The organism is Streptomyces thioluteus (genome assembly GCF_039535865.1).
In genome coordinates, this window is sequence record NZ_BAAAXZ010000005.1 from 1 (window position 1) to 26121 (window position 26121).

Sequence of the window (26121 nt, forward strand, 5' to 3'; positions counted from 1 at the left end):
CCTCTCCCGCGCCAACCAGGCCCTGGCCACCCTGGAGCGCTACAAGCTGCGGCTGGACGAGGTCGCGGGCACGCTCTCCGCCCTGGAGATCGAGGACCTGGTCACCGTCCGGGACGTGACGGCGGTCTCGCAGCGCCTGGAGATGGTCCGCCGCATCGCCACGGAGATCGCGGAGTACGTGGTCGAGCTGGGCACCGACGGCCGTCTCCTCTCGCTCCAGCTGGACGAGTTGATCGCCGGCGTGGAGCCGGAGCGCGACCTGGTCGTCCGGGACTACGTGCCCGAGCCGACCGCCAAGCGCACCCGCACGGTCGCCGAGGCGCTCTCCGAGCTGGACGCGCTCTCCCACAGCGAGCTGCTCGAACTGCCCATCGTGGCCCGGGCGCTGGGCTACAGCGGCTCCCCGGAGACGCTGGACTCGGCGGTCTCCCCGCGCGGTTACCGGCTGCTGGCCAAGGTGCCGCGGCTGCCCGGCGCGATCATCGAGCGGCTGGTGGACCACTTCGGCGGCCTCCAGAAGCTGCTGGCGGCGAGCGTGGACGACCTCCAGACCGTGGACGGCGTCGGCGAGGCCCGCGCCCGCTCGGTCCGCGAGGGCCTCTCCCGCCTGGCGGAGTCCTCCATCCTGGAGCGGTACGTGTAGTCACGCACGCGCAGTCACGCGGCAGGCGTAGAAAACATACGGAGAGGGGCCCCACCGCGGTGGGGCCCCTCTCCGTATGTTTTTCCCAGTCCCCTGTCAGTCCCCTGCCGGTCCTTCGTCAGCCCTTGTCCAGGGCGAACTCCGCCCGGTCCGTGACTCCCGCGATCTTCACCTCGACCCGGTACGCCCCGGCCCGGGCCGCGCCGCCCGCGTTCGCGGTGGCGCACTGCGGGGCGCTGCGGGCGCGGTCCCACTCGAGGGTGCGCTTGGTCTCGCCGACGGCCGGCACCTCGACGAGGACGTCGCCGCGGCCGCGCGGACAGTCGTCGGACGCCCACACGTGCTGCCCGCCCGAAGGATCGGTGATCTTCAGGAAGGCGGCCGGCGAACCGAGGTTGACCTTGCAGGAGCTGCCGCCGGAGTTCCTGACGACGATCTCGAACTTCGGCCGCTCGCCCGGCTTGTAGGCGGACTTGACGCTGCGCACGGCCACCCGGACCGCGCCTGACGCACAGTCAGGGACCTTGGTGCCATGGGCCAGGACCGTGCCGGTCCCCGCGCCGAGCACCCCCGCGGCCGGACCGGCACCGGAGCCGCCGCCCGTACCGCCGGAGCCCGCCGCGCCCCCGGAACCTCCGGACCCGCCGCCGGTGCCACCGCCCACGCTGCCCAGGCCGCCGACGCTGCCCTGGCCCGCGGTTCCCGAACCGCCGGAGCCGCCGTCGTCGCCGGTCCCCGACTCGTCGCGGCCGCCCGGCCGTTGGGTGTAGTGCGGCCCGGAAGGCGTCGGACCGGGTGTGATGGTGGCACCCCCCGAGTCCCCGCTGCCGGGGCCGCCGTTCTTGGCGTCGGACGACGTGTCCTCACCGCCGAGGCTGAGCAGCCACACCGCCAATACGGCGGCGAGGCCGAGCACGGCAAGCGCAACTCCCCTCCGTCGCCAGTAGATGGACGAGGGAAGCGGCCCGATCGGATTGCGCAGTGATCCCACGCGAAAACTCTACGAGAGATCCCGCCGGGCTCCACCCCGTACCCGCCGTATGAGTGCCTAGTTTTCTCATCATCTGCCCGGTGACGGCGGGCTCCATGCCGTTTGGCCCCGCAAATTTCACTGCCTTTCAGACGCGTTGGCGACGGGCGGCGCGGAAGCGTGCCACTCGCTCTTGTGCCCGAACCCCCGCCCGTTGTCGACGAGTCGGAGCCAACGCGGGCTCAGCTCCCACAGATCGGCGCGCTCCATCGCCTGCCGCAGCCGCTCGGACCGCTCCACGTACGGGAAGCGGGAGAGGTACGCCGCCAGGGCCGCCTCGCGCTCGGCCCCGTCGAGCCGACGGCAGGTGCCCCGGCCCTGGATGCCGGTGAGCTCGGTCCATTCCTGGCCGTCGCGCTGGGCGGTGAAGGCGACCGGCACGCCGCCGGGGAGGAGGGCGCGGCCGTGCCGGGTGCCGGCGGAGGTGACAAACACCAGCGAAAGTCCGCCGGTTGGTCCGCGGCCGGCGTCCACGACCGCGTAGAACACCGCGCAGGCCTGCGGGCCGTCGGCGTCGGTGTAGGCGAGGGTGACCGTGCTGTGCGCGTCGAGCGCGGCGCGGATCTCTTCGGACGGCCGGTTGTCCGTGGTCCCGTTCATGCCTCCCATTCCACCTCGGGGGGCCGGGTCGCGCTGCGGTGGGGTGGTTTTCAGCCCGTCCGGCGCTTGAGGACAACCGCGCGGAGCGCGGTTTCAGGGGTCCAGGGGGCGAAGCCCCCGGTGGGGTGGCGCAGGGGCGCAGCCCCTGCGGGAAACGGTGAAAGGGCGGGCCAGGGGCCCCTCACGCCCGGTGGCACACAAACCGCCGCTCCCCACCCCCACCCGTCTCCACGATCGCGCTCGCACACCCCTCCGGGCACACCGGCGCCGCGGCCGCCGTGTTCCGGTACCGCTCGGGCGGGTGTTTGCAGGACGAGCAGTACCAGCCCGGCGCCAGACCGGGCACGGGGGTCATGTCCCACCACAGGGGATGCGCGCAGGCCCGGCAGCGGACCAGGGGCGGGGTTTCACGGCGGCCTTCCACGCGCCCATCGTCGTGGGCGGCGGCGCGCGGAGACGGGCGTCGGCCAACGCTTCACCCGTACGGGAGGCCCACCCGGGCCCGTAGGATCGGCGGTGCCATGACTACGACGCCCGCCCCGTCCACAACGGCCCAGGCCCGGACCCACGCGCTGCACACCCCCGTCATCGCCTGGTTCGACGCGAACGCCCGCGACCTCCCCTGGCGGCACCCGGAAGCGGGCCCCTGGGGCGTGATGGTCAGCGAGTTCATGCTCCAGCAGACGCCGGTCAGCCGGGTCCTGCCGATGTACGAGCAGTGGCTGGCCCGCTGGCCGCGGCCGGCCGACCTGGCCGCCGAGCCGCCGGGCGAGGCCGTCCGCGCCTGGGGCCGGCTCGGCTACCCGCGCCGCGCCCTGCGCCTGCACGCCGCCGCGGCGGCGATCGCCGAGCGGCACGGCGGCGAGGTCCCCACCGACCACGCCGAGCTCCTCGCCCTCCCGGGCGTGGGCGAGTACACGGCGGCGGCCGTCGCGTCGTTCGCGTACGGGCAGCGCCACGCCGTCCTGGACACCAACGTCCGCCGGGTCCTGGCCCGCGCCGTCACCGGCGTCCAGTACCCGCCGAACGCCACCACCGCGGCCGAGCGCCGGCTCGCCCGCGAGCTGCTGCCCGACGCGGAGCCGGTGGCCGCCCGCTGGGCGGCGGCGACCATGGAGCTGGGCGCGCTGGTCTGCACGGCCCGCGCGCCCGAGTGCGGCCGCTGCCCGATCGCCGCGCACTGCGCCTGGCGGGCGGCCGGCTCTCCCGCCCACGACGGACCGCCGCGCCGCGGCCAGACGTACGCGGGCACGGACCGGCAGGTCCGCGGCAAGCTGCTGGCCGTGCTGCGCGAGGCGCACGGCCCGGTGCCGCAGGCGGCGCTGGACGCCGTGTGGGACGAACCCGTACAGCGCGCCCGGGCCCTGGACGGACTCGTGGCGGACGGCCTCGTGGAGCCCCTGGAGGGCGCCTCCTACCGGCTCCCGCTCACCTAGCGGCACACCTCCGAACCGGACAGAGCCGCTCTTTCTCCCCTGCTGTTACACAACCTATGGACAGCTGTGTTCCAGCCGCAGGGCTGCTGCACATCACGTCGCAACAGCTCCTCCGTAGCGTCCTCTCCGTGCTGGACGACCGAGCCCGGCACGGGACAGCAGGCACGGGGACGCAAGCGGAATGGAGGCTGCGAGTATGGCCAGCAGCGGCAAGGTTCTGGACGGCAATGTTCTGGACTTCGAAGAGTACGTTCGCAACCGCCAGGACGCCCTCCTGCGCAGCGCCCGCCGTCTCGTCCCGGACCCCATCGACGCCCAGGACCTGCTCCAGACCGCCCTGGTCCGCACCTACGGCCGGTGGGACGGCATAGCCGACAAGTCGCTTGCCGACGCCTACCTCCGCCGTGTCATGATCAACACTCGTACGGAGTGGTGGCGCGCCCGCAAGCTCGACGAGGTGCCCACCGAGCAGCTCCCCGACGCCAGCGTCGAGGACGGCACGGAGCAGCACGCCGACCGTGCGCTGCTGATGGACATCCTCGGCGTCCTGGCACCCAAGCAGCGCAGCGTCGTGGTGCTGCGACACTGGGAGCAGATGAGCACCGAGGAGACGGCGGAGGCGCTCGGCATGTCGACCGGAACGGTCAAGAGCACCCTGCACCGGGCGCTGGCCAGGCTCCGCCAGGAGCTGGAGAGCCGCGACCTGGACTTCCACGCGCTCGAGCGCAACGAGCGGGGGCAGGAACGGTGCGCGGCCTGACCAAGGCGATCACCGCACGACGGGCCGGGCGGGCCGAGCGCTCCGCGGGCCCCGTACGACCGGTGTTGATCACGGGTGGTGTGGTCGCGGCGACCGCCGCGACCGCCGGCCTGCTGCTCGCCGGATGCAGCACCAGCACGGAGGGGGTCCGCAAGGAGGGCCCCGCGCAGACCCGGTCCACGGCCAAGTCCGTCGGCAGCGGCAAGCAGCCGTCGGCCTCGCCGTCCGCCACGCGCACGAAGGTCGACGCCGCCGCGCTGATCAAGGCGGATCCGCGGATCAGCGACGCGGTGAAGAAGAACTTCAAGCCCTGCGTGAAGGACCAGTACCCGGTCGACGTCATCTACGGCCAGCTGACCGGCGGCTCCCGGGACGACGTCGTGGTGAACATCCTGACCTGCGGGGACGCCATCGGCATCGGCTCGTATGTGTACCGTGCGAAGGGCGACTCGTACGAGAATGTGTTCTCGTCCGAGACGTCGCCCGTCTACGCCGACATCGACCGCGGCGATCTCCAGGTCACGACGCAGGTCTACGGTTCCGGCGACCCGGTCGCCGACCCGTCCGGCGAGGACGTGGTGACATATCACTGGACGGACGGCAAGTTCCGGGAGACCGGACGGACCCACACCGACTTCAGCAAGGTCGGCAGCGGCACGACCACCAAGAGCGAGGGCTCGGGATAGGAGGGCTGAGAGCAGCGTGGCCGATACGCATGTGCTCTTCGTCGAGGACGACGATGTGATCCGCGAAGCGACGCAGCTCGCCCTCGAACGCGACGGTTTCGTCGTCACCGCGGTACCGGACGGTCTGCTGGGGCTGGAGCGGTTCCGGGCCCAGCGGCCCGACATCGCTCTGCTGGACGTGATGGTCCCCGGCCTGGACGGCGTCAGCCTGTGCCGGCGGATCCGCGACGAGTCCACCGTTCCCGTGATCATGCTGTCCGCGCGCGCGGACAGCATCGACGTCGTGCTCGGCCTGGAGGCCGGCGCCGACGACTACGTCACCAAGCCCTTCGACGGCGCCGTGCTCGTCGCCCGCATCCGGGCCGTGCTGCGCCGCTTCGGCCACGCCGGCGGCGCGGCGGCCGGCGGGGACGCCCCCGAGGCGCTGGAGGCCGGCGGCCTGCTGCGCTTCGGCGACCTGGAGGTCGACACCGAGGGCATGGAGGTCCGCAAGAACGGCGAGCACGTGGCCCTGACCCCCACCGAGATGCGGCTGCTGCTGGAGTTCTCGGCGGCCCCCGGCACGGTCCTCTCCCGGGACCGGCTGCTGGAGCGCGTCTGGGACTACGGTTGGGGCGGCGACACCCGCGTCGTCGACGTGCACGTCCAGCGGCTGCGCGGCAAGATCGGCCAGGACCGGATCGAGACGGTCCGCGGCTTCGGCTACAAACTCAGAGGCTGAGCCTCCGTGACGTCCCCCCGCTCCCTCCGACCTCTCCGACCCCTCCGATCATGGTGAAGTTCCGGTCATGGTGAAGTTCACCCTCCGCAGCGGACTGCGCTGGAAGGTCAGCCTCGCCATCGCGGGCGTCGGCGCGCTGGTCGCGGTCGCACTCAGCCTCGTCGTGCACAACGCCGCCCGCGCCTCGATGATCAACAGCAGCCGGGACACGATGGACCAGCGCATCCAGGTCGCCCAGCGCTACTACCAGACCAGCGGCCGCACCATGCTGCACGCCAAGGTCGACGATCCCGCGCTGCCCAAGCAGCTGCGGGAGGCCGCCGCCATCGGGCAGCGCGCCACCTTCGTCCAGGACAGCGGCGGCGCCCCGCAGGTGTGGGCCTCGGTGCCGCTGGACAACGGCAAGATCCTCTCGATCCACCAGCCGTTCCAGGACCGGCTGAAGATCCTCGACGACCTGGACAAGGCGCTGATCATCGGCTCGATCTCGGTGGTCCTGGGCGGCTGCGCGCTGGGCGTCCTCATCGGCGGCCAGCTCTCCAGCCGGCTCCGCAAGGCGTCCGCCGCCGCCCGCAGGGTCGCCGACGGCGACCGGGGCGTACGGGTCCGCGAGGCCATCGGCGGCCGGGTGCGGGACGAGACGGACGACCTGGCACGGGCCGTGGACGGCATGGCCCAGGCCCTCCAGGACCGGCTGGAGGCCGAGCGGCGGGTCACCGCGGACATCGCCCACGAGCTGCGCACGCCCGTCACCGGCCTGCTCACGGCCGCCGAGCTGCTGCCCCCGGGCCGCCCGACGGAGCTCGTCCGCGACCGCGCCCAGGCCATGCGGACGCTCGTCGAGGACGTGCTGGAGGTGGCCCGGCTGGACGGCTTCGCCGAGCGGGCCGAGATGCAGGAGATCGAACTGGGCGACTTCGTCCGCCGCCGCGTGCGGACGTTCTCACCGGACGCGCGGGTCACTGTGGCCCGCACCGCTTATGTCTCCACCGACCCGCGCCGGCTGGAGCGCATTCTCGGCAATCTGCTGGCCAACGCGGCCAAGCACGGCCGGGGGCCCATCGACGTCACCGTCGAGGGACGCGTGCTGCGCGTCCGCGACCACGGGCCGGGCTTCCCGGAGAACCTGCTGCGCGAGGGCCCGAGCCGGTTCCGGACCGGCAGCGAGGACCGCGCGGGCAAGGGCCACGGCCTGGGCCTGACGATCGCGTCCGGTCAGGCCCGGGTGCTCGGCGCCCGCCTCAGCTTCCGCAACGCGGACCCCGAGGCGGAGGGCGGGGGCGGGGCGATCGCCGTGCTCTGGCTGCCGGAGTCGTCCCCGACGAGCACGGGGACGTTCCCGATCATCCGAGTCCCGGACTGACCGCCGACCGCCTTCTTACAGCTGATCGCCTTACAGCTGATCGCCTTACAGCTGATCGCCTTACAGCTGATCGCCGCGGGCGCCCAGGAAGCCGACCGGCTCGACCGACGTGCCGTAGTCCGGCGTCGTACGGATCTCGAAGTGCAGGTGCGGACCGGACGAGTTGCCGGTGGAGCCCGACAGCCCGATCTGCTGGCCGGCGGTCACGCTCTGGCCGACCTGGACGGCGACGGACGACAGGTGCGCGTACTGCGAGTACGTGTTGTCGTCGTGCTTGATCACGATGGCGTTGCCGTACGCGGCACCGTCGCCGCCGCCGTTGGCGCCCGCCTTGACGACGACGCCCTTGTGGACGGCCTTCACCGCGGTGCCGGTCGGCACGACCAAGTCCTGACCACTGTGCTTGTTGGCCCACATGTTGCCGGAGGCGCCGAAGGGCTGGCCGATGACGTAGCCGTCGACCGGCTTCACCCAGGCGTCGGCGGCGAGGACGGTACGGGCCTGCGAACGGCTGGCCCGCTCCTTGTCCGCGGAAGCCTTCTCCGCGGAGGCCTTCTTCTCCTTCTCCGCGGCCTGCTTCTGCGTCTCGGCCTGCGCCTTGAGCGAGGCGCCGGACTCGTCCAGCAGCGCGGACATCCCGACGAGCTCGCTCGGCACGGACTCGGCGGCCAGCGCCACGCCCGCACCCAGTGCCAGCGACGCACCCAGGCCGACGGCCAGAGCGGTGGCGTTGCGGCGGGTACGGAAAGCGGTGCGCTTCGACATAAAGAAAAACCTCCAGGCAGAGAAAGATCCCGACCGCGGGCCGGGATCGCCCTACCTTGATAGCGGCCTTTCCGAGCGGGTCCAAGCGGCCTTTCTACGACGTTCCCTAGTAAACGCCTCATCGGGAATTCCCGACCCGCCCTGCAATTCCCGCGCAGGAATTCCTGCTAACCCGCTTAGTACGTCGGCCCGGCCCTGTGTGGCTTGTCACCGGCGGCGGGACCTCCGCCCCGCCCGGTTCGGGACCAAAGCCCCGCACTTCACGAGTACGCTCCGGGTCATCACCCGCACACCCACTGTGAGCTGCGAGGACTGATGGCAGACGAATCGTTCTTCGAGGGAATCGAGCTGGCGGAGGCCGTGGAGGCCATCCGCACCGGCCTGACCGGCGCGGCCACGGCCGGCGAGGGCCAGGAGCTGGGCTTCGACGTCGGCGAGATCACGATGGAGTTCGGCATCGAGATGCGCAAGGACGTCCACGGCTCGGGCCGCGTCCGCGCCTGGGTCGTCGAAGCGGGCGCGGACGCCTCCCGCGGCTCCTCCCGCACGCACAAGGTGACCTTCACCCTGACCCCGAAGGACATGCGCACGGGCGGCAGCTGGAAGGTGGGCAACCAGCGGGCGGGCGGGATCTCCAACTTCGGTCCGGGCACGGAGTGACCGCCGCGGAGCGGGTCACGGCGGTCCTCGGTGCCCAGCAGGGCAGCGGGGTGCTGCTGACGCCGAAGCTGATCCTGACCAGCGCACATTTATTGGGCGGTACCACCTACGCGATAGCGCCCGGCAACACGGAACCGACCTCCTGCGACGTCCTCTGGTCCGGCACGGACGCATGCGACGCGGCCCTCCTGCGGGCGCGGCGCCCGCTCGTCACCGAGGGCGGGCTGCCGCCCCTCCGCTGGGGCGTCCTCGCCACCCGGGAACCGATACCGGGCTGCCAGGTGCTGGGCTTCCCCGATGTGGCCCAGTGCGACGGGGAGTTGGACACCGCACAGGTGCCGGGCACCCTCGTACCCGGCGCTGCGCGACTACGCGGACGGTGCGTCCTGCGCACCGACCACCACCCACCGGCCCCGCTCAACGGCGACGCGTCACCCTGGGCAGGGCTGTCCGGCGGTCCGGTGTTCGCGGGACCACTGCTCGTCGGGGTCGTCGCCGAGGATGCCCGGGGCTGGCAGCACTCGGCGATCGAGGCGGTGCCACTGTTCCGGATACTCGGCGCACCGGGCATGACGGCCGCCCTGGAGAAGCACTGGCCCGACGCGCCGGCAGCCGTGACGCTGCACTCCCCGCACGTCGGCGACTTCGCCTACGAGGAGCGGTACGCGAAAGCGGTCAAGGCCCGCTACAGCCAGCTGGAGGTCTTCGGCCTCGACGACCTCGGCGAGCACGAGAAGCGCTGGGACCTCGACACGGCGTACCTCAGTCTGGAGGGCGAATCCGCCAGCGAACGCACGGGCCCGCAGCGCGTGGAGGACCTCCTGGCCACCCGCCCGCGGGTGATCCTGCGCGGCGAGGCGGGCGCCGGCAAGACGACACTGGTGTGGTGGCTGGCCTCGCATGCCGCCTGCCAGTCCCTCCCGGAGAAGCTTTCTGCGCTGAACGGCCTGGTCCCCTTCATCGTCCCCATGCGCCGCCTGGCCGCCCAGGGCATCACCAGCCTGGCACCGCCCCAACTCCCCGGCGTCGCTGGCTTGCTGGAGGACGACCCGCCGAACGGCTGGGCGGGACGCGTGCTGGACGCGGGCCGGGTCCTGCTCCTTGTCGACGGCCTGGACGAACTCCCGCGCGCCGACCGCGCCCCCGCCCGCGCCTGGCTGGACGAACTCCTGCGCCGCTACCCGAAGACCCGCTGCCTGGTCACGGTCCGCCCCCGCGCCGTCGAGGACGACTGGCTCGACTGGCAGGGCGTCGAGGAGCTTCGCCTGCTGCCGATGAGCGACGCGGACATCCAGGCATTCGTGAAGGCATGGCACGACGCGGCGCGGCTTCGCTACGCCGACGTCGGCAACCTGGAGCAGGAGCTGGCCCGGGAGTTCCGCCGCAACGCAACGCTGCGCGACCTGGCCCGCACTCCCCTGCTCTGCGCGGTGATCTGCGCCCTCCATCGCCGCCGCAGCGGCCTGCTCCCCCACACGCGATGGTCCCTCTACAAGGCGGCCCTGGCGATGCTGCTGGGCCAACGCGACGCACACCGTCGCATCGATGCCCCCGAAGGCATCCGGATCGAAGCCGAGGACGCACAGCAGCTCCTGCAACGCATCGCCATCTGGCTCGTCCGCAACGGCCAGACGGAATTGACCCGCAAACAGGCGGTGCACCAGATCGAATTGGCGATGCGCGGCCTGCGCCATGTCCGCCGGTACGCCGCCGACGCCCTCATGGACCATTTACTGAACCGCAGCGGCCTGCTCCAGGAACGCTCCATGGATTCCATCCAGTTCATCCACCGGACATTCCAGGACTACCTCGCCGCAAAGGAATTCCAGGATTCCGACAGCCTGCCCGAACTTCTCCGGCACGCGGTGGACGAACAGGTGCAGGACGTCATCCGGCTCGTCATCGGGCATTGCAGCCGCGGCGAGGTGCGACGGGTCGTCAAGGGGCTCATCGCCGCCGGGGACACGGCCGAGGACCGGGGAACGCGGTGGGCGTTGCGAACGCTGGCGGCGGAGTGCACGACGAGTGCCCCGGCGTTGGACGACGACGTGCACGACGCGGTCTGGGAGCGGCTCAGGGAACTGGGGCCGCCGAAAGGAGCACAGGAAGTCGATTACCTGTCCTCCTTGGGCCCGGACGTCCTGCGGGCGATCCCCGAACCGAACGGCCTGGACGACCGGGCGGCGAGGCTCTACGCACGCGTCCTCGGCTCCGTCGGCGAGAGCGCGATACCGCTCCTGCACCGCTATGGGCAGCTCGCTCCGGAAGAAGTCCGCAGAGAAATCGCGGAGGCGTGGGAGGCCATGCCCGTCTCGCGCTTCGCGGACGAAGTCCTTGCCCGGATGCGGCTCGACGACCTTCAAGTGCCCATAACCCGACGGGAACAGTTCCGGCATCTCCCGCGCCTCGGGCCCATCGACTGGGTCCGCTTCGTGGGCGACCACGGCGCACAGGAGATCGGCACGGCCCTGCGCGGCCGGATCGTGAAGAGCCTCGTCCTGTCCGTCAACGGACAGCTGAGCAGTCTTGAATTCCTGCGTGCTCACCCCGGCCTCAATACCCTGATGCTCGCGGGTTGCCACAACCTGCGCGACATTTCCGTGCTGTCCGACCTCCGGATAACGCGCCTGGATCTCCTGGCGCATCGGCTGCCCCGGGTGGCTTTGAGCGTCCTTCCGGAACTCCGCGGCCTCCGCGCGCTGGGCCTCGGCCCCCACGACGACCTCGGTACCGCTCACGGGAAGCTCCCGGCTCCGCTCCCCCACGTCGCACGGCTGGCCCTCAGCGGCGGCCGGGACCGTGAATTCGACCTCGACGGCATAGGCGCCTGGACGGGCCTTGAGGGTCTGTTCGTCAACGCCGGTCTGGCGGATCCCGAGCGGGCCTTCGCCCAACTGCGCGGTCTGCCCCTGCTCACCCACGTGGGACTGCGCGAGGATGTCCTGGGGCACGCCAGGGGCACCGTCGTACCGCTGCCGGGCATTCGGACAGCGAACCTGACGCTCCGGAGCCCGACCATGACGATGCCGGTCCACAAGCTCTTCCCGGGCCTGCGTCGGCTCCACGTCTTCGACAACACCTCGCCATACACAGGCGGGTTGGACCTCGGCATCCTGCACGGCATTCCCGGCCTCCGCGTCGAGGTCGAGAGGGTCGGCACTCGCCCGCACGTGGCGGACGCCAAGCGCTTCGGCGATCGCCTGACCACCACGGTCATGTTGCCGGAATGACAATCGGCCCCGGGCCCGCTCTCGCGGTCCCGGGGCCGATCACCCACTACTGGCTACTGCCTGCGCTCACGCGTCCTTCGACAGGTTCGGCCCGGCACCGCCGGCCGCCTGCTCCACCGGCGGAGTGTCCGGCAGAGCCGTCTTCTCCTCACCGCGGAAGGTGAACTTCTTCTCCTCACCCTCACCCTCGGTGCCGACGACCACGATGTGGCCCGGACGCAGCTCACCGAAGAGGATCTTCTCGGACAGGATGTCCTCGATCTCCCGCTGGATGGTGCGGCGCAGCGGCCGCGCACCCAGGATCGGGTCGTAACCCTTCTTCGCGAGCAGCTGCTTCGCGTCCGCGCTGAGCTCGATGCCCATGTCGCGGTCGCGCAGACGCTCGTCCACCTTGGCGATCATCAGGTCGACGATCTGGATGATGTCTTCCTGGGACAGCTGGTGGAAGACGACCGTGTCGTCGACACGGTTGAGGAACTCCGGCCGGAAGTGCTGCTTGAGCTCCTCGTTGACCTTGGCCTTCATCCGCTCGTAGCCGGTCTTGACGTCACCCTGCGCCGCGAAGCCCAGGTTGAAGCCCTTGGAGATGTCCCGGGTGCCGAGGTTGGTCGTCATGATGATGACCGTGTTCTTGAAGTCCACGACCCGGCCCTGGGAGTCGGTCAGGCGACCGTCCTCCAGGATCTGCAGCAGCGAGTTGAAGATGTCCGGGTGGGCCTTCTCGACCTCGTCGAAGAGGACGACGGAGAACGGCTTGCGGCGGACCTTCTCGGTCAGCTGGCCGCCCTCTTCGTAACCCACGTATCCGGGCGGGGAACCGAAGAGACGCGACACCGTGTGCTTCTCGCTGAACTCCGACATGTCGAGGGAGATCAGCGCGTCCTCGTCACCGAAGAGGAACTCGGCGAGCGTCTTGGACAGCTCGGTCTTACCGACACCCGAGGGGCCGGCGAAGATGAACGATCCGCCCGGACGCTTGGGGTCCTTGAGGCCCGCACGGGTGCGCCGGATGGCCTGGGAGAGCGCCTTGATGGCGTCCTTCTGGCCGATGACGCGCTTGTGCAGCTCGTCCTCCATGCGCAGCAGGCGGGAGGACTCCTCCTCCGTCAGCTTGAAGACCGGGATACCGGTGGCCGTGGCCAGGACCTCGGCGATCAGCTCGCCGTCGACCTCGGCGACGACGTCCATGTCGCCGGCCTTCCACTCCTTCTCCCGCTTGGCCTTGGCGGCCAGCAGCTGCTTCTCCTTGTCGCGGAGGGAAGCGGCCTTCTCGAAGTCCTGCGAGTCGATCGCGGACTCCTTCTCGCGGCGCACGTCGGCGATCTTCTCGTCGAACTCGCGGAGGTCCGGCGGCGCGGTCATCCGGCGGATGCGCATCCGGGAGCCGGCCTCGTCGATCAGGTCGATCGCCTTGTCCGGGAGGAAGCGGTCGGAGATGTAGCGGTCGGCGAGGGTCGCGGCCTGGACCAGCGCCTCGTCGGTGATGGAGACGCGGTGGTGGGCCTCGTACCGGTCGCGCAGACCCTTGAGGATCTCGATCGTGTGCGGCAGCGACGGCTCGGCGACCTGGATGGGCTGGAAGCGGCGCTCGAGGGCCGCGTCCTTCTCCAGGTGCTTGCGGTACTCGTCGAGCGTCGTGGCACCGATGGTCTGGAGCTCGCCACGGGCCAGCATCGGCTTCAGGATCGAAGCGGCGTCGATGGCACCTTCCGCGGCACCCGCACCGACCAGCGTGTGGAGCTCGTCGATGAACAGGATGATGTCGCCGCGGGTGCGGATCTCCTTGAGGACCTTCTTCAGGCGCTCCTCGAAGTCACCGCGGTAGCGGGAGCCCGCGACCAGCGCGCCGAGGTCCAGGGTGTAGAGGTGCTTGTCCTTGAGGGTCTCGGGCACCTCGCCCTTGACGATGGCCTGGGCCAGCCCCTCGACGACGGCGGTCTTGCCGACGCCGGGCTCGCCGATGAGGACCGGGTTGTTCTTGGTGCGGCGGGACAGCACCTGCATGACCCGCTCGATCTCCTTCTCGCGCCCGATGACCGGGTCGAGCTTGGACTCGCGGGCGGCCTGGGTGAGGTTGCGCCCGAACTGGTCCAGGACGAGCGAGGTCGAGGGCGTGCCCTCGGCCGGGCCGCCGGCGGTGGCGGCCTCCTTGCCCTGGTAGCCGGAGAGCAGCTGGATGACCTGCTGCCGCACCCGGTTGAGATCGGCGCCCAGCTTCACGAGGACCTGGGCGGCGACGCCCTCGCCCTCGCGGATCAGGCCGAGCAGGATGTGCTCCGTACCGATGTAGTTGTGGCCGAGCTGAAGGGCCTCGCGGAGCGACAGCTCCAGCACCTTCTTCGCACGGGGGGTGAAGGGGATGTGGCCGGACGGGGCCTGCTGGCCCTGGCCGATGATCTCCTCCACCTGCTGGCGGACCGCCTCGAGCGAAATCCCGAGGCTCTCCAGGGCCTTAGCGGCGACACCCTCACCCTCGTGGATCAGGCCCAGGAGGATGTGCTCGGTGCCGATGTAGTTGTGGTTGAGCATCCGGGCTTCTTCCTGAGCCAGGACGACAACCCGCCGCGCACGGTCGGTGAACCTCTCGAACATCGTTAATCGCTCCTCAGAGCGGTCAGGCAAGTAAGGGGGCGGTCCCCTCCCTGTCCTTCCGCATGCTAGTCCCGCGGGACGGGACAGCTCATTCCAACTGCCGACATCCGTCCGGATCACCCCCGCGTCGACGGGGAAACCTGCTGCCGAACAGCCGACAACTCCTCCAACCCGATGGTGGGAGACGATGTTCCCGCAGGCCAGGCATATACGCTCACCACCACTACGCCGATGGCGAACGCACTCCCTGCGCGGCACGGCTCGTCACACCTCGGGATCTTCCCGGCAAATGCCCCCAAAGCCCTGCGGTATCGCCTCTCCCCACGGGGAATGTCCTACCCTCCGGCACGGACACTCCATGCGGCGCGACCCCGCGCACTCCGCTATGGGCGAACACCCTCGCGCCGCCGGAGGCGCCCATGCGCCCCTCAAGCCCTATACGGAGCGTGCCCGGCCCTGGACCGTGCGTAACCTCGGGGACCCGGCACAGTTGCACCGTTCATGACTGCCGTCCTGCCCGGCCCCCGCGCCCCCTGGACGCCGCGCCGCTGCGCCGTTGGTACGAGGACGAGCTGGGCTGGACCGTGACGGACGGGCCGCCCCAGCTCGTCCTCGTACCAACGGCGCGCAGCGGCGCGGCGTCCAGGGGGGCGCGGGGGCCGGGCAGGACGGCAGTCATGAACGGTGCAACTGTGCCGGGTCCCCGAGGTTACGCACGGTCCAGGGCCGGGCACGCTCCGTATAGGGCTTGAGGGGCGCATGGGCGCCTCCGGCGGCGCGAGGGTGTTCGCCATAGCGGATCCTAGTGCGCGGGGTCGCGCCGCATGGAGTGTCCGTGCCGGAGGGTAGGACATTCCCCGTGGGGAGAGGCGATACCGCAGGGCTTTGGGGGCATTTGCCGGGAAGATCCCGAGGTGTGACGAGCCGTGCCGCGCAGGGAGTGCGTTCGCCATCGGCTAGTAGTGGTGGTGAGCGTATATGCCTGGCCTGCGGGAACATCGTCTCCCACCATCGGGTTGGAGGAGTTGTCGGCTGTTCGGCAGCAGGTTTCCCCGTCGACGCGGGGGTGATCCGGACGGATGTCGGCAGTTGGAATGAGCTGTCCCGTCCCGCGGGACTAGCATGCGGAAGGACAGGGAGGGGACCGCCCCTTACTTGCCTGACGCTCTGAGGAGCGATTAACGATGTTCGAGAGGTTCACCGACCGTGCGCGGCGGGTTGTCGTCCTGGCTCAGGAAGAAGCCCGGATGCTCAACCACAACTACATCGGCCACCGAGCACATCTCCTGGGCCTGATCCACGAGGGTGAGGGTTGTCGCGCTAAGGCCCTGGAGAGCCTCGGGATTTCGCTCGAGGCGGTCCGCCAGCAGGTGGAGGAGATCATCGGCCAGGGCCAGCAGGCCCCGTCCGGCCACATCCCCTTCACCCCCCGTGCGAAGAAGGTGCTGGAGCTGTCGCTCCGCGAGGCCCTTCAGCTCGGCCACAACTACATCGGTACGGAGCACATCCTGCTCGGCCTGATCCGCGAGGGCGAGGGCGTCGCCGCCCAGGTCCTCGTGAAGCTGGGCGCCGATCTCAACCGGGGTGCGGCAGCAGGTCATCCAGCTGCTCTCCGGCTACCAGGGCAAGGAGGCCGCCACCGCCGCGGCCCGGCCGAGGGCACGCCCTCGACCTCGCTCGTCCTGGACCAGTTCGGGCGCACCTCACCCAGGCCGCCCGCGAGTCCAAGCTCGACCCGGTCATCGGGCGCGAGAGGAAGGAGATCGAGCGGGTCATGCAGGTGCTGTCCCGCCGCACCAAGAACAACCCGGTCCTCATCGGCGAGCCGGCGTCGGCAAGACCGCCGTGTCGAGGGGCTGGCCCAGGCCATCGTCAAGGGCGAGGTGCCCGAGACCCTCAAGGACAAGCACCTCTACACCCTGGACCTCGGCGCGCTGGTCGCGGGCTCCCGCTACCGCGGTGACTTCGAGGAGCGCCTGAAGAAGGTCCTCAAGGAGATCCGCACCCGCGGCGACATCATCCTGTCATCGACGAGCTCCACACGCTGGTCGGTGCGGGTGCCGCGGAAGGTGCCATCGACGCCGCTTCGATCCTGAAGCCGATGCTGGCCCGTGGCGAGCTCCAGACCATCGGTGCCACGACGCTCGACGAGTACCGCAAGCACCTGGAGAAGGACGCGGCCCTCGAGCGCCGCTTCCAGCCCATCCAGGTCGCCGAGCCGTCGCTGCCGCACACGATCGAGATCCTCAAGGTCTGCGCGACCGGTACGAGGCCCACCACCGCGTCTCCATCACCGACGAGGCGCTGGTCCAGGCCGCGACCCTCGCCGACCGCTACATCTCCGACCGCTTCCTCCCGGACAAGGCGATCGACCTGATCGACGAGGCCGGCTCCCGGATGCGCATCCGCCGGATGACCGCGCCGCCGACCTCCGCGAGTTCGACGAGAAGATCGCCGACGTGCGCCGCGAGAAGGAGTCCGCGATCGACTCGCAGGACTTCGAGAAGGCCGCTCCCTCCGCGACAAGGAGAAGCAGCTGCTGGCCGCCAAGGCCAAGCGGGGAGAAGGAGTGGAAGGCCGGCGACATGGACGTCGTCGCCGAGGTCGACGGCGAGCTGATCGCCGAGGTCCTGGCCACGGCCACCGGTATCCCGGTCTTCAAGCTGACGGAGGAGGAGTCCTCCCGCCTGCTGCGCATGGAGGACGAGCTGCACAAGCGCGTCATCGGCCAGAAGGACGCCATCAAGGCGCTCTCCAGGCCATCCGGCGCACCCGTGCGGGCCTCAAGGACCCCAAGCGTCCGGGCGGATCGTTCATCTTCGCCGGCCCCTCGGGTGTCGGTAAGACGAGCTGTCCAAGACGCTCGCCGAGTTCCTCTTCGGTGACGAGGGACGCGCTGATCTCCCTCGACATGTCGGAGTTCAGCGAGAAGCACACGGTGTCGCGTCTCTTCGGTTCCCCGCCCGGATACGTGGGTTACGAAGAGGGCGGCCAGCTGACCGAGAAGGTCCGCCGCAAGCCGTTCTCCGTCGTCCTCTTCGACGAGGTCGAGAAGGCCCACCCGGACATCTTCAACTCGCTGCTGCAGATCCTGGAGGACGGTCGCCTGACCGACTCCAGGGCCGGGTCGTGGACTTCAAGAACACGGTCATCATCATGACGACCAACCTCGGCACCCGGGACATCTCCAAGGGCTTCAACCTGGGCTTCGCGGCGCAGGGTGACGTCAAGACCGGCTACGAGCGGATGAAGGCCAAGGTCAACGAGGAGCTCAAGCAGCACTTCCGGCCGGAGTTCCTCAACCGTGTCGACGACACGGTCGTCTTCCACCAGCTGTCCCAGGAAGACATCATCCAGATCGTCGACCTGATGATCGCCAAGGTGGACGAGCGTCTCTGCGCGACCGCGACATGGGCATCGAGCTCAGCGCGGACGCGAAGCAGCTGCTCGCGAAGAAGGGTTACGACCCGATCCTGGTGTGCGCGGCCGCTGCGCCGCACCATCCAGCGGGAGATCGAGGACATCCTGTCCGAGAAGATCCTCTTCGGTGAGCTGCGTCCGGGCCACATCGTGGTCGTCGGCACCGAGGGTGAGGGTGAGGAGAAGAAGTTCACCTTCCGCGGTGAGGAGAAGACGGCTCTGCCGGACACTCCGCCGGTGGAGCAGGCGGCCGGCGGTGCCGGGCCGAACCTGTCGAGGACGCGTGAGCGCAGGCAGTAGCCAGTAGTGGGTGATCGGCCCCGGGACCGCGAGAGCGGGCCCGGGGCCGATTGTCATTCCGGCAACATGACCGTGGTGGTCAGGCGATCGCCGAAGCGCTTGGCGTCCGCCACGTGCGGGCGAGTGCCGACCCTCTCGACCTCGACGCGGAGGCCGGGAATGCCGTGCAGGATGCCGAGGTCCAACCCGCCTGTGTATGGCGAGGTGTTGTCGAAGACGTGGAGCCGACGCAGGCCCGGGAAGAGCTTGTGGACCGGCATCGTCATGGTCGGGCTCCGGAGCGTCAGGTTCGCTGTCCGAATGCCCGGCAGCGGTACGACGGTGCCCCTGGCGTGCCCCAGGACATCCTCGCGCAGTCCCACGTGGGGTGAGCAGGGGCAGACCGCGCAGTTGGGCGAAGGCCCCGCTCGGGATCCGCCAGACCGGCGTTGACGAACAGACCCTCAAGGCCCGTCCAGGCGCCTATGCCGTCGAGGTCGAATTCACGGTCCGGCCGCCGCTGAGGGCCAGCCGTGCGACGTGGGGGAGCGGAGCCGGGAGCTTCCGTGAGCGGTACCGAGGTCGTCGTGGGGGCCGAGGCCCAGCGCGCGGACGGCCGCGGAGTTCCGGAAGGACGCTCAAAGCCACCCGGGGCAGCCGATGCGCCAGGAGATCCAGGGCGCGTTATCCGGAGGTCGGACAGCACGGAAATGTCGCGCAGGTTGTGGCAACCCGCGAGCATCAGGGTATTGAGGCCGGGGTGAGCACGCAGGAATTCAAGACTGCTCAGCTGTCCGTTGACGGACAGGACGAGGCTCTTCACGATCCGGCCCGCGCAGGGCCGTGCCGATCTCCTGTGCGCCGTGGTCGCCCACGAAGCGGACCCAGTCGATGGGCCCGAGGCGCGGGAGATGCCGGAACTGTTCCCGTCGGGTTATGGGCACTTGAAGGTCGTCGAGCCGCATCCGGGCAAGGACTTCGTCCGCGAAGCGCGAGACGGGCATGGCCTCCCACGCCTCCGCGATTTCTCTGCGGACTTCTTCCGGAGCGAGCTGCCCATAGCGGTGCAGGAGCGGTTATCGCGCTCTCGCCGACGGAGCCGAGGACGCGTGCGTAGAGCCTCGCCGCCCGGTCGTCCAGGCCGTTCGGTTCGGGGATCGCCCGCAGGACGTCCGGGCCCAAGGAGGACAGGTAATCGACTTCCTGTGCTCCTTTCGGCGGCCCCAGTTCCCTGAGCCGCTCCCAGACCGCGTCGTGCACGTCGTCGTCCAACGCCGGGGCACTCGTCGTGCACTCCGCCGCCAGCGTTCGCAACGCCCACCGCGTTCCCCGGTCCTCGGCCGTGTCCCCGGCGGCGATGAGCCCCTTGACGACACCGTCGCACCTCGCCGCGGCTGCAATGCCCGATGACGAGCCGGATGACGTCCTGCACCTGTTCGTCCACCGCGTGCCGGAGAAGTTCGGCAGGCTGTCGGAATCCTGGAATTCCTTTGCGGCGAGGTAGTCCTGGAATGTCCGGTGGATGAACTGGATGGAATCCATGGAGCGTTCCTGGAGCAGGCCGCTGCGGTTCAGTAAATGGTACATGAGGGCGTCGGCGGCGTACCGGCGGACATGGCGCAGGCCGCGCATCGCCAATTCGATCTGGTGCCACCGCCTGTTTGCGGGTCAATTCCGTCTGGCCGTTGCGGACGAGCCAGATGGCGATGCGTTGCAGGAGCTGCTGTGCGTCCTCGGCTTCGATCCGGATGCCTTCGGGGGCATCGATGCGACGGTGTGCGTCGCGTTGGCCCAGCAGCATCGCCAGGGCCGCCTTTGTAGAGGGACCATCGCGTGTGGGGGAGCAGGCCGCTGCGCGGCGATGGAGGGCGCAGATCCACCGCGCAGAGCAGGGGAGTGCGGGGCCAGGTCGCGCAGCGTTGCGTTGCGGCGGAACTCCCGGGCCAGCTCCTGCTCCAGGTTGCCGACGTCGGCGTAGCGAAGCCGCGCCGCGTCGTGCCATGCTTCACGAATGCCTGGATGTCCGCGTCGCTCATCGGCAGCAGGGCGAAGCTCCTCGACGCCCTGCCAGTCGAGCCAGTCGTCCTCGACGGCGCGGGGGCGGACCGTGACCAGGCAGCGGGGTCTTCGGGTAGCGGCGCAGGAGTTCGTCCAGCCAGGCGCGGGCGGGGGCGCGGTCGGCGCGCGGGAGTTCGTCCAGGCCGTCGACAAGGAGCAGGACCCGGCCCGCGTCCAGCACGCGTCCCGCCCAGCCGTTCGGCGGGTCGTCCTCCAGCAAGCCAGCGACGCCGGGGAGTTGGGGCGGTGCCAGGCTGGTGATGCCCTGGGCGGCCAGGCGGCGCATGGGGACGATGAAGGGGACCAGGCCGTTCAGCGCAGAAAGCTTCTCCGGGAGGGACTGGCAGGCGGCATGCGAGGCCAGCCACCACACCAGTGTCGTCTTGCCGGCGCCCGCCTCGCCGCGCAGGATCACCCGCGGGCGGGTGGCCAGGAGGTCCTCCACGCGCTGCGGGCCCGTGCGTTCGCTGGCGGATTCGCCCTCCAGACTGAGGTACGCCGTGTCGAGGTCCCAGCGCTTCTCGTGCTCGCCGAGGTCGTCGAGGCCGAAGACCTCCAGCTGGCTGTAGCGGGCCTTGACCGCTTTCGCGTACCGCTCCTCGTAGGCGAAGTCGCCGACGTGCGGGGAGTGCAGCGTCACGGCTGCCGGCGCGTCGGGCCAGTGCTTCTCCAGGGCGGCCGTCATGCCCGGTGCGCCGAGTATCCGGAACAGTGCACCGCCTCGATCGCCGAGTGCTGCCAGCCCCGGGCATCCTCGGCGACGACCCCGACGAGCAGTGGTCCCGCGAACACCGGACCCGCCGGACAGCCCTGCCCAGGGTGACGCGTCGCCGTTGAGCGGGGCCGGTGGGTGGTGGTCGGTGCGCAGGAACGCACCGTCCGCGTAGTCGCGCAGCGCCGGGTACGAGGGTGCCCGGCACCTGTGCGGTGTCCAACTCCCCGTCGCACTGGGCCACATCGGGGAAGCCCAGCACCTGGCAGCCCGGTATCGGTTCCCGGGTGGCGAGGACGCCCCAGCGGAGGGGCGGCAGCCCGCCCTCGGTGACGAGCGGGCGCCGCGCCCGCAGGAGGGCCGCGTCGCATGCGTCCGTGCCGGACCAGAGGACGTCGCAGGAGGTCGGTTCCGTGTTGCCGGGCGCTATCGCGTAGGTGGTACCGCCAATAAATGTGCGCTGGTCAGGATCAGCTTCGGCGTCAGCACGCACCCCGCTGCCCTGCTGGGCACCGAGGACCGCCGTGACCCGCTCCGCGGCGGTCACTCCGTGCCCGGACCGAAGTTGGAGATCCCGCCCGCCCGCTGGTTGCCCACCTTCAGCTGCCGCCCGTGCGCATGTCCTTCGGGGTCAGGGTGAAGGTCACCTTGTGCGTGCGCGGGAGGAGCCGCGGGGAGGCGTCCGCGCCCGCTTCGACGACCCAGGCGCGGACGCGGCCCGAGCCGTGGACGTCCTTGCGCATCTCGATGCCGAACTCCATCGTGATCTCGCCGACGTCGAAGCCCAGCTCCTGGCCCTCGCCGGCCGTGGCCGCGCCGGTCAGGCCGGTGCGGATGGCCTCCACGGCCTCCGCCAGCTCGATTCCCTCGAAGAACGATTCGTCTGCCATCAGTCCTCGCAGCTCACAGTGGGTGTGCGGGTGATGACCCGGAGCGTACTCGTGAAAGTGCGGGGCTTTGGTCCCGAACCGGGCGGGGCGGAGGTCCCGCCGCCGGTGACAAGCCACACAGGGCCGGGCCGACGTACTAAGCGGGTTAGCAGGAATTCCTGCGCGGGAATTGCAGGGCGGGTCGGGAATTCCCGATGAGGCGTTTACTAGGGAACGTCGTAGAAAGGCCGCTTGGACCCGCTCGGAAAGGCCGCTATCAAGGTAGGGCGATCCCGGCCCGCGGTCGGGATCTTTCTCTGCCTGGAGGTTTTTCTTTATGTCGAAGCGCACACGCTCTTCCGTACCCGCCGCAAACGCCACCGCTCTGGCCGTCGGCCTGGGTGCGTCGCTGGCACTGGGTGCGGGCGTGGCGCTGGCCGCCGAGTCCGTGCCGAGCGAGCTCGTCGGGGATGTCCGCGCTGCTGGACGAGTCCGGCGCCTCGCTCAAGGCGCAGGCCGAGGACGCAGAAGCAGGCCGCGGAGAAGGAGAAGAAGGCCTCCGCGGAGAAGGCTTCCGCGGACAAGGAGCGGGCCAGCCGTTCGCAGGCCCGTACCGTCCTCGCCGCCGACGCCTGGGTGAAGCCGGTCGACGGCTACGTCATCGGCCAGCCCTTCGGCGCCTCCGGCAAACATGTGGGCCAACAAGCACAGTGGTCAGGACTTGTCGTGCCGACGGCACCGCGGTGAAGGCCGTCCACAAGGGCGTCGTCGTCAAGGCGGGGCGCCAACGGCGGCGGCGACGGTGCCGCGTACGGCAACGCCATCGTGATCAAGCACGACGACAACACGTACTCGCAGTACGCGCACCTGTCGTCCGTCGCCGTCCAGGTCGGCCAGAGCGTGACCGCCGGCCAGCAGATCGGGCTGTCGGGCTCCACCGGCAACTCGTCCGGTCCGCACCTGCACTTCGAGATCCGTACGACGCCGGACTACGGCACGTCGGTCGAGCCGGTCGGCTTCCTGGGCGCCCGCGGCGATCAGCTGTAAGGCGATCAGCTGTAAGGCGATCAGCTGTAAGGCGATCAGCTGTAAGAAGGCGTCGGCGGTCAGTCCGGGACTCGGATGATCGGGAACGTCCCCGTGCTCGTCGGGGACGACTCCGGCAGCCAGAGCACGGCGATCGCCCCGCCCCCGCCCTCCGCCTCGGGGTCCGCGTTGCGGAAGCTGAGGCGGGCGCCGAGCACCCGGGCCTGACGGACGCGATCGTCAGGCCCAGGCCGTGCGCCCTTGCCCGCGCTGGTCCTCGCTGCCGGTCCGGAACCGGCTCGGGCCCTCGCGCAGCAGGTTCTCCGGGAAGCCCGGCCCGTGGGTCGCGGACGCGCAGCACGCGTCCCTCGACGGTGACGTCGATGGGCCCCCGGCCGTGCTTGGCCCGCGTTGGCCAGCAGATTGCCGAGGAATGCGCTCCAGCCGGCGCGGGTCGGTGGAGACATAAGCGGTGCGGGCCACAGTGACCCGCGCGTCCGGTGAGAACGTCCGCACGCGGCGGCGGACGAAGTCGCCCAGTTCGATCTCCTGCATCTCGGCCCGCTCGCGAAGCCGTCCAGCCGGGCCACCTCCAGCACGTCCTCGACGAGCGTCCGCATGGCCTGGGCGCGGTCGCGGACGAGCTCCGTCGGGCGGCCCGGGGTGGGCAGCAGCTCGGCGGCCGTGAGCAGGCCGGTGACGGGCGTGCGCAGCTCGTGGGCGATGTCCGCGGTGACCCGCCGCTCGGCCTCCAGCCGGTCCTGGAGGCCTGGGCCATGCCGTCCACGGCCCCGTGCCAGGTCGTCCGTCTCGTCCCGCACCCGGCCGCCGATGGCGCCTCGCGGACCCGTACGCCCCGGTCGCCGTCGGCGACCCTGCGGGCGGCGGCGGACGCCTTGCGGAGCCGGCTGGAGAGCTGGCCGCCGATGAGGACGCCCAGCGCGCAGCCGCCCAGGACCACCGAGATCGAGCCGATGATCAGCGCCTTGTCCAGGTCGTCGAGGATCTTCAGCCGGTCCTGGAACGGCTGGTGGATCGAGAGGATCTTGCCGTTGTCCAGCGGCACGAGGCCCACACCTGCGGGGCGCCGCCGCTGTCCTGGACGAAGGTGGCGCGCTGCCCGATGGCGGCGGCCTCCCGCAGCTGCTTGGGCAGCGCGGGATCGTCGACCTTGGCGTTGCAGCATGGTGCGGCCGCTGGTCTGGTAGTAGCGCTGGGGCGACCTGGATGCGCTGGTCCATCGTGTCCCGGCTGCTGTTGATCATCGAGGCGCGGGCGGCGTTGTGCACGACGAGGCGTGAGTGCGACCGCGACCAGCGCGCCGACGCCCGCGATGGCGAGGCTGACCTTCCAGCGCAGTCCGCTGCGGAGGGTGAACTTCACCATGACCGGAACTTCACCATGATCGGAGGGGTCGGAGAGGTCGGAGGGAGCGGGGGGACGTCACGGAGGCTCAGCCTCTGAGTTTGTAGCCGAAGCCGCGGACCGTCTCGATCCGGTCCTGGCCGATCTTGCCGCGCAGCCGCTGGACGTGCACGTCGACGACGCGGGTGTCGCCGCCCCAACCGTAGTCCCAGACGCGCTCCAGCAGCCGGTCCCGGGAGAGGACCGTGCCGGGGGCCGCCGAGAACTCCAGCAGCAGCCGCATCTCGGTGGGGGTCAGGGCCACGTGCTTCGCCGGTCTTGCGGGACCTCCCTGCCTTCGGGTCGACCTCGTCAGCGTCGCTCGGAAGCCGCAGCTAGCCGCCGGCCTCCAGCGCCTCGGGGGCGTCCTCCCCGGCCGCCGCGACGCCGGCGTGGCCGAAGGGCAGCAGCAAACCGGCCCCGGCTGCGGGCGACCGAGCCACGGCAGCCGATCGAAGGGAGCTTGTGGACTGTAGTCGTCGCGCCGGCCTCCAGGGCCGAGCACGGACGTCATGCTGTCCGCCGCGCGCGGACAGCATGATCATGGGAACGGTGGACTCGTCGCGGATCCGCCGGCACAGGCTGACGCCGTCCTAGGGCCGGGGACCATCGACGTCAGCAGAGCGATGTCGGGCGCTGGGCCCGGAACCGCCTCCAGCCAGCAGACACCGTCCGGTACCGCGGTGACTGACGAAACCGTCGCGTTCGAGGGCGAGCTGCGTCCGCTTCGCGGATCACATTTCCGGGGGTCCCGGTTTTCCTCGACGAAGAGCACATGCGTATCTCGGCCCACGCTGCTCTCAGCCCTCCTACCCGAGGCCCTCGCTCTTGGGGGTCGTGGCCGCTGCCGGACACCTTGCTGAAGTCGCGTGTGGGTCCGTCCGGTCTCCCGCGAACTTGCCGTCGTCAGTGATATGTCACCCACGTCCTCGCCGGGACGGGTCGGCGAACCGGCGTCGCCGGAAACCGTAGACCTGCGTCGCTGCACCTGGAGATCGCCGCGGTCGATGTCGGCGTAAGAGCGGACGACGTCTCGGACGAGAAAACAAATTCTCGCTACGAGTCGCCCTTCGCACGGACACAGACAGACGATGCCGATGGCTGTCCCTCGCAGGTCCAGGATGTTCCACCACGACGTCGTCCGCGGAGCCGCCGCGTCAGCTGCGCGTAAGATGACGTCGACCGCGGTACTGGTCGCTTCACGCAGGGCTTGAAGTGTCGTCTTTACCGCGTCGCGAGCCGCGGATCAGCCCTTGATCAGCGCGGGCGCGTCGACCTTCGTGCGCGTGGCGGACGGCGAGGACGACGGCTGCTTGCCGCCTGCCGCACGGACTGGCCGTGGACCGGCGCTGCTGGCGGGGCCCTCCTATTGCGGACCCCCTCCGTGCTGGTGCTGCATCGGCGGAGCAGCAGGACGGCGGTCGCTGGCGGTTCGCCGCGATCCACACCAGCCCGTGATCAAAACCGGTCGATACGGGGCCCGCGGAGGCGCTCGGCCCGCCGGCCCGGTCGTGGCGTGATCGCCGTTGGTCAAGGCCGGCACGCACCGTTCTCTGCCCCCGTCGTTGCGCTCGAGCGCGTGGAAGTCAGGTCGCGGCTCTCCAGCTCCTGGCGGGGAGCCTGTGTCAGGCCCGGTGCAGGGTGCCTCTTGCACCGTGTCCGGTACGACATGCCGAGCGGTGCCCACCTACGCGGCCGTCTCACTCGGGATGCTCACATACTGCTACAGTGTCGCAGCACACGAAGCTGCGATGCTTGGGTCCGCCACGACGCACGAGGCATGACATACACATCAGGCAGCGCACGCAGTTGGCGTGCTGCTTCCGTGCGCCTCTCGAACGATGGACGGTCGGGAGCTAGCTCGGTG

General features: G+C 70.3%; 20 protein-coding genes and 4 pseudogenes. 15 read left to right on the plus strand and 9 right to left on the minus strand.

Going from position 1 to position 26121, the window contains the following annotated elements; genetic code table 11:
- On the plus strand, window positions 1–643 hold a 643-nt coding region (gene disA / locus ABD794_RS00655), incomplete at its 5' end, for a DNA integrity scanning diadenylate cyclase DisA (protein ID WP_344960336.1).
- Window positions 644–761: 118 nt separating this feature from the next.
- On the opposite strand, the gene ABD794_RS00660 is transcribed toward disA, so the two are convergent.
- Both ABD794_RS00660 and ABD794_RS00665 read right to left on the minus strand, forming a co-directional pair.
- Window positions 762–1559 (minus strand): hypothetical protein, encoded by a 798-nt coding sequence (locus tag ABD794_RS00660; protein ID WP_344960337.1) that lies wholly within the window; start codon window positions 1557–1559, stop codon window positions 762–764.
- A gap of 192 nt (window positions 1560–1751) precedes the next feature.
- On the minus strand, window positions 1752–2273 hold the full coding sequence (locus tag ABD794_RS00665) for a pyridoxamine 5'-phosphate oxidase family protein (RefSeq protein ID WP_344960339.1): 522 nt from the start codon (window positions 2271–2273) through the stop codon (window positions 1752–1754).
- Between the two features lie 521 nt (window positions 2274–2794).
- Between ABD794_RS00665 and ABD794_RS00670 the strand changes: the two genes are divergently transcribed.
- From ABD794_RS00670 to cseC (ABD794_RS00690), 5 genes are all read left to right on the plus strand, one after another.
- Window positions 2795–3709, plus strand: a complete 915-nt coding sequence (locus ABD794_RS00670; RefSeq protein WP_344960340.1) for an HhH-GPD family protein — start codon at window positions 2795–2797, stop codon at window positions 3707–3709.
- A 196-nt stretch (window positions 3710–3905) separates the two neighbouring features.
- Window positions 3906–4469, plus strand: coding sequence for a SigE family RNA polymerase sigma factor (locus ABD794_RS00675; RefSeq protein WP_199892176.1), 564 nt, complete (start codon window positions 3906–3908; stop codon window positions 4467–4469).
- A complete protein-coding gene (locus ABD794_RS00680; RefSeq protein WP_344960342.1) occupies window positions 4457–5155 on the plus strand; it encodes a hypothetical protein in 699 nt (232 codons plus the stop codon). Before ABD794_RS00675 ends, ABD794_RS00680 begins: the two co-directional genes overlap by 13 nt.
- A gap of 16 nt (window positions 5156–5171) precedes the next feature.
- Window positions 5172–5876 carry a two-component system response regulator CseB gene (gene cseB / locus ABD794_RS00685; protein WP_344018701.1) on the plus strand — a complete coding sequence of 235 codons (705 nt, stop codon included), beginning with the start codon at window positions 5172–5174 and terminating at the stop codon, window positions 5874–5876.
- Between the two features lie 67 nt (window positions 5877–5943).
- Window positions 5944–7239: a two-component system sensor histidine kinase CseC gene (gene cseC / locus ABD794_RS00690; protein WP_344960343.1), complete on the plus strand. Its 1296-nt coding sequence runs from the start codon at window positions 5944–5946 to the stop codon at window positions 7237–7239.
- A 60-nt stretch (window positions 7240–7299) separates the two neighbouring features.
- Here the strand turns inward: cseC (ABD794_RS00690) and ABD794_RS00695 are convergent, their stop codons facing one another.
- Window positions 7300–8004: a M23 family metallopeptidase gene (locus ABD794_RS00695; RefSeq protein ID WP_344960344.1), complete on the minus strand. Its 705-nt coding sequence runs from the start codon at window positions 8002–8004 to the stop codon at window positions 7300–7302.
- A 315-nt stretch (window positions 8005–8319) separates the two neighbouring features.
- Between ABD794_RS00695 and ABD794_RS00700 the strand changes: the two genes are divergently transcribed.
- Complete coding sequence (locus tag ABD794_RS00700) at window positions 8320–8664, plus strand: trypco2 family protein (protein WP_344960345.1); 345 nt, start codon at window positions 8320–8322, stop codon at window positions 8662–8664.
- Window positions 8661–11894 carry an NACHT domain-containing protein gene (locus tag ABD794_RS00705; RefSeq protein WP_344960346.1) on the plus strand — a complete coding sequence of 1078 codons (3234 nt, stop codon included), beginning with the start codon at window positions 8661–8663 and terminating at the stop codon, window positions 11892–11894. Before ABD794_RS00700 ends, ABD794_RS00705 begins: the two co-directional genes overlap by 4 nt.
- A gap of 66 nt (window positions 11895–11960) precedes the next feature.
- Here ABD794_RS00705 and ABD794_RS00710 read toward each other — a convergent pair whose 3' ends face one another.
- A complete protein-coding gene (locus tag ABD794_RS00710; RefSeq protein ID WP_344018712.1) occupies window positions 11961–14486 on the minus strand; it encodes an ATP-dependent Clp protease ATP-binding subunit in 2526 nt (841 codons plus the stop codon).
- A 1184-nt stretch (window positions 14487–15670) separates the two neighbouring features.
- On the opposite strand from ABD794_RS00710, the gene ABD794_RS00715 reads away from it, so the two are divergent.
- The 5 genes and pseudogenes from ABD794_RS00715 to ABD794_RS00735 all read left to right on the plus strand — a co-directional run bounded on the left by ABD794_RS00715 (window position 15671) and on the right by ABD794_RS00735 (window position 18206).
- A complete protein-coding gene (locus tag ABD794_RS00715; RefSeq protein ID WP_344960348.1) occupies window positions 15671–16582 on the plus strand; it encodes a Clp protease N-terminal domain-containing protein in 912 nt (303 codons plus the stop codon).
- A 208-nt stretch (window positions 16583–16790) separates the two neighbouring features.
- Window positions 16791–16877, plus strand: a pseudogene (locus tag ABD794_RS00720) (hypothetical protein); the annotation flags it as partial.
- Window positions 16878–16945: 68 nt separating this feature from the next.
- Window positions 16946–17371 carry a hypothetical protein gene (locus ABD794_RS00725; protein ID WP_344960349.1) on the plus strand — a complete coding sequence of 142 codons (426 nt, stop codon included), beginning with the start codon at window positions 16946–16948 and terminating at the stop codon, window positions 17369–17371.
- Window positions 17302–17741: pseudogene (locus tag ABD794_RS00730) on the plus strand (AAA family ATPase); the annotation flags it as partial. The gene ABD794_RS00725 and the pseudogene ABD794_RS00730, both read left to right, overlap by 70 nt.
- A 114-nt stretch (window positions 17742–17855) precedes the next feature.
- Window positions 17856–18206: a hypothetical protein gene (locus ABD794_RS00735; RefSeq protein WP_344960355.1), complete on the plus strand. Its 351-nt coding sequence runs from the start codon at window positions 17856–17858 to the stop codon at window positions 18204–18206.
- A gap of 53 nt (window positions 18207–18259) precedes the next feature.
- Here the strand turns inward: ABD794_RS00735 and ABD794_RS00740 are convergent, their stop codons facing one another.
- Entirely contained in the window at window positions 18260–18472 is a 213-nt protein-coding gene (locus ABD794_RS00740) for a hypothetical protein (protein ID WP_344960351.1), read from the minus strand.
- 1001 nt (window positions 18473–19473) lie between these two features.
- Between ABD794_RS00740 and ABD794_RS00745 the strand changes: the two genes are divergently transcribed.
- Complete coding sequence (locus tag ABD794_RS00745) at window positions 19474–19689, plus strand: hypothetical protein (RefSeq protein ID WP_344960352.1); 216 nt, start codon at window positions 19474–19476, stop codon at window positions 19687–19689.
- Window positions 19690–20217: 528 nt separating this feature from the next.
- Here the strand turns inward: ABD794_RS00745 and ABD794_RS00750 are convergent.
- On the minus strand, window positions 20218–21201 hold the full coding sequence (locus ABD794_RS00750; protein ID WP_344960353.1) for an NACHT domain-containing protein: 984 nt from the start codon (window positions 21199–21201) through the stop codon (window positions 20218–20220).
- A gap of 353 nt (window positions 21202–21554) precedes the next feature.
- Complete coding sequence (locus ABD794_RS00755) at window positions 21555–21845, minus strand: trypco2 family protein (protein WP_344960354.1); 291 nt, start codon at window positions 21843–21845, stop codon at window positions 21555–21557.
- Window positions 21846–22649: 804 nt separating this feature from the next.
- On the opposite strand from ABD794_RS00755, the gene ABD794_RS18430 reads away from it, so the two are divergent.
- Window positions 22650–22871, plus strand: coding sequence for a M23 family metallopeptidase (locus ABD794_RS18430; RefSeq protein ID WP_425585889.1), 222 nt, complete (start codon window positions 22650–22652; stop codon window positions 22869–22871).
- Window positions 22872–22930: 59 nt separating this feature from the next.
- Here the strand turns inward: ABD794_RS18430 and cseC (ABD794_RS00765) are convergent.
- Window positions 22931–24236 (minus strand): annotated as a pseudogene (cseC, locus tag ABD794_RS00765) (two-component system sensor histidine kinase CseC).
- A gap of 67 nt (window positions 24237–24303) precedes the next feature.
- Window positions 24304–25047, minus strand: a pseudogene (locus ABD794_RS00770) (response regulator transcription factor).
- Window positions 25048–26121: the final 1074 nt, after the last annotated feature.

Coding starts and splice junctions, on each gene's coding strand:
- ABD794_RS00665 (WP_344960339.1), bottom strand. CDS start 2,273: ATGAACGGGACCACGGACAACCGGCCGTCCGAAGAGATCCGCGCCGCG.
- ABD794_RS00755 (WP_344960354.1), bottom strand. CDS start 21,845: ATGGCAGACGAATCGTTCTTCGAGGGAATCGAGCTGGCGGAGGCCGTG.
- ABD794_RS00700 (WP_344960345.1), top strand. CDS start 8,320: ATGGCAGACGAATCGTTCTTCGAGGGAATCGAGCTGGCGGAGGCCGTG.
- ABD794_RS00735 (WP_344960355.1), top strand. CDS start 17,856: ATGATCGCCAAGGTGGACGAGCGTCTCTGCGCGACCGCGACATGGGCA.
- ABD794_RS00695 (WP_344960344.1), bottom strand. CDS start 8,004: ATGTCGAAGCGCACCGCTTTCCGTACCCGCCGCAACGCCACCGCTCTG.
- cseC (WP_344960343.1), top strand. CDS start 5,944: ATGGTGAAGTTCACCCTCCGCAGCGGACTGCGCTGGAAGGTCAGCCTC.
- ABD794_RS00740 (WP_344960351.1), bottom strand. CDS start 18,472: ATGACGATGCCGGTCCACAAGCTCTTCCCGGGCCTGCGTCGGCTCCAC.
- ABD794_RS00715 (WP_344960348.1), top strand. CDS start 15,671: ATGTTCGAGAGGTTCACCGACCGTGCGCGGCGGGTTGTCGTCCTGGCT.
- ABD794_RS00675 (WP_199892176.1), top strand. CDS start 3,906: ATGGCCAGCAGCGGCAAGGTTCTGGACGGCAATGTTCTGGACTTCGAA.
- ABD794_RS00670 (WP_344960340.1), top strand. CDS start 2,795: ATGACTACGACGCCCGCCCCGTCCACAACGGCCCAGGCCCGGACCCAC.
- ABD794_RS00750 (WP_344960353.1), bottom strand. CDS start 21,201: ATGTGGCCCAGTGCGACGGGGAGTTGGACACCGCACAGGTGCCGGGCA.
- ABD794_RS00710 (WP_344018712.1), bottom strand. CDS start 14,486: ATGTTCGAGAGGTTCACCGACCGTGCGCGGCGGGTTGTCGTCCTGGCT.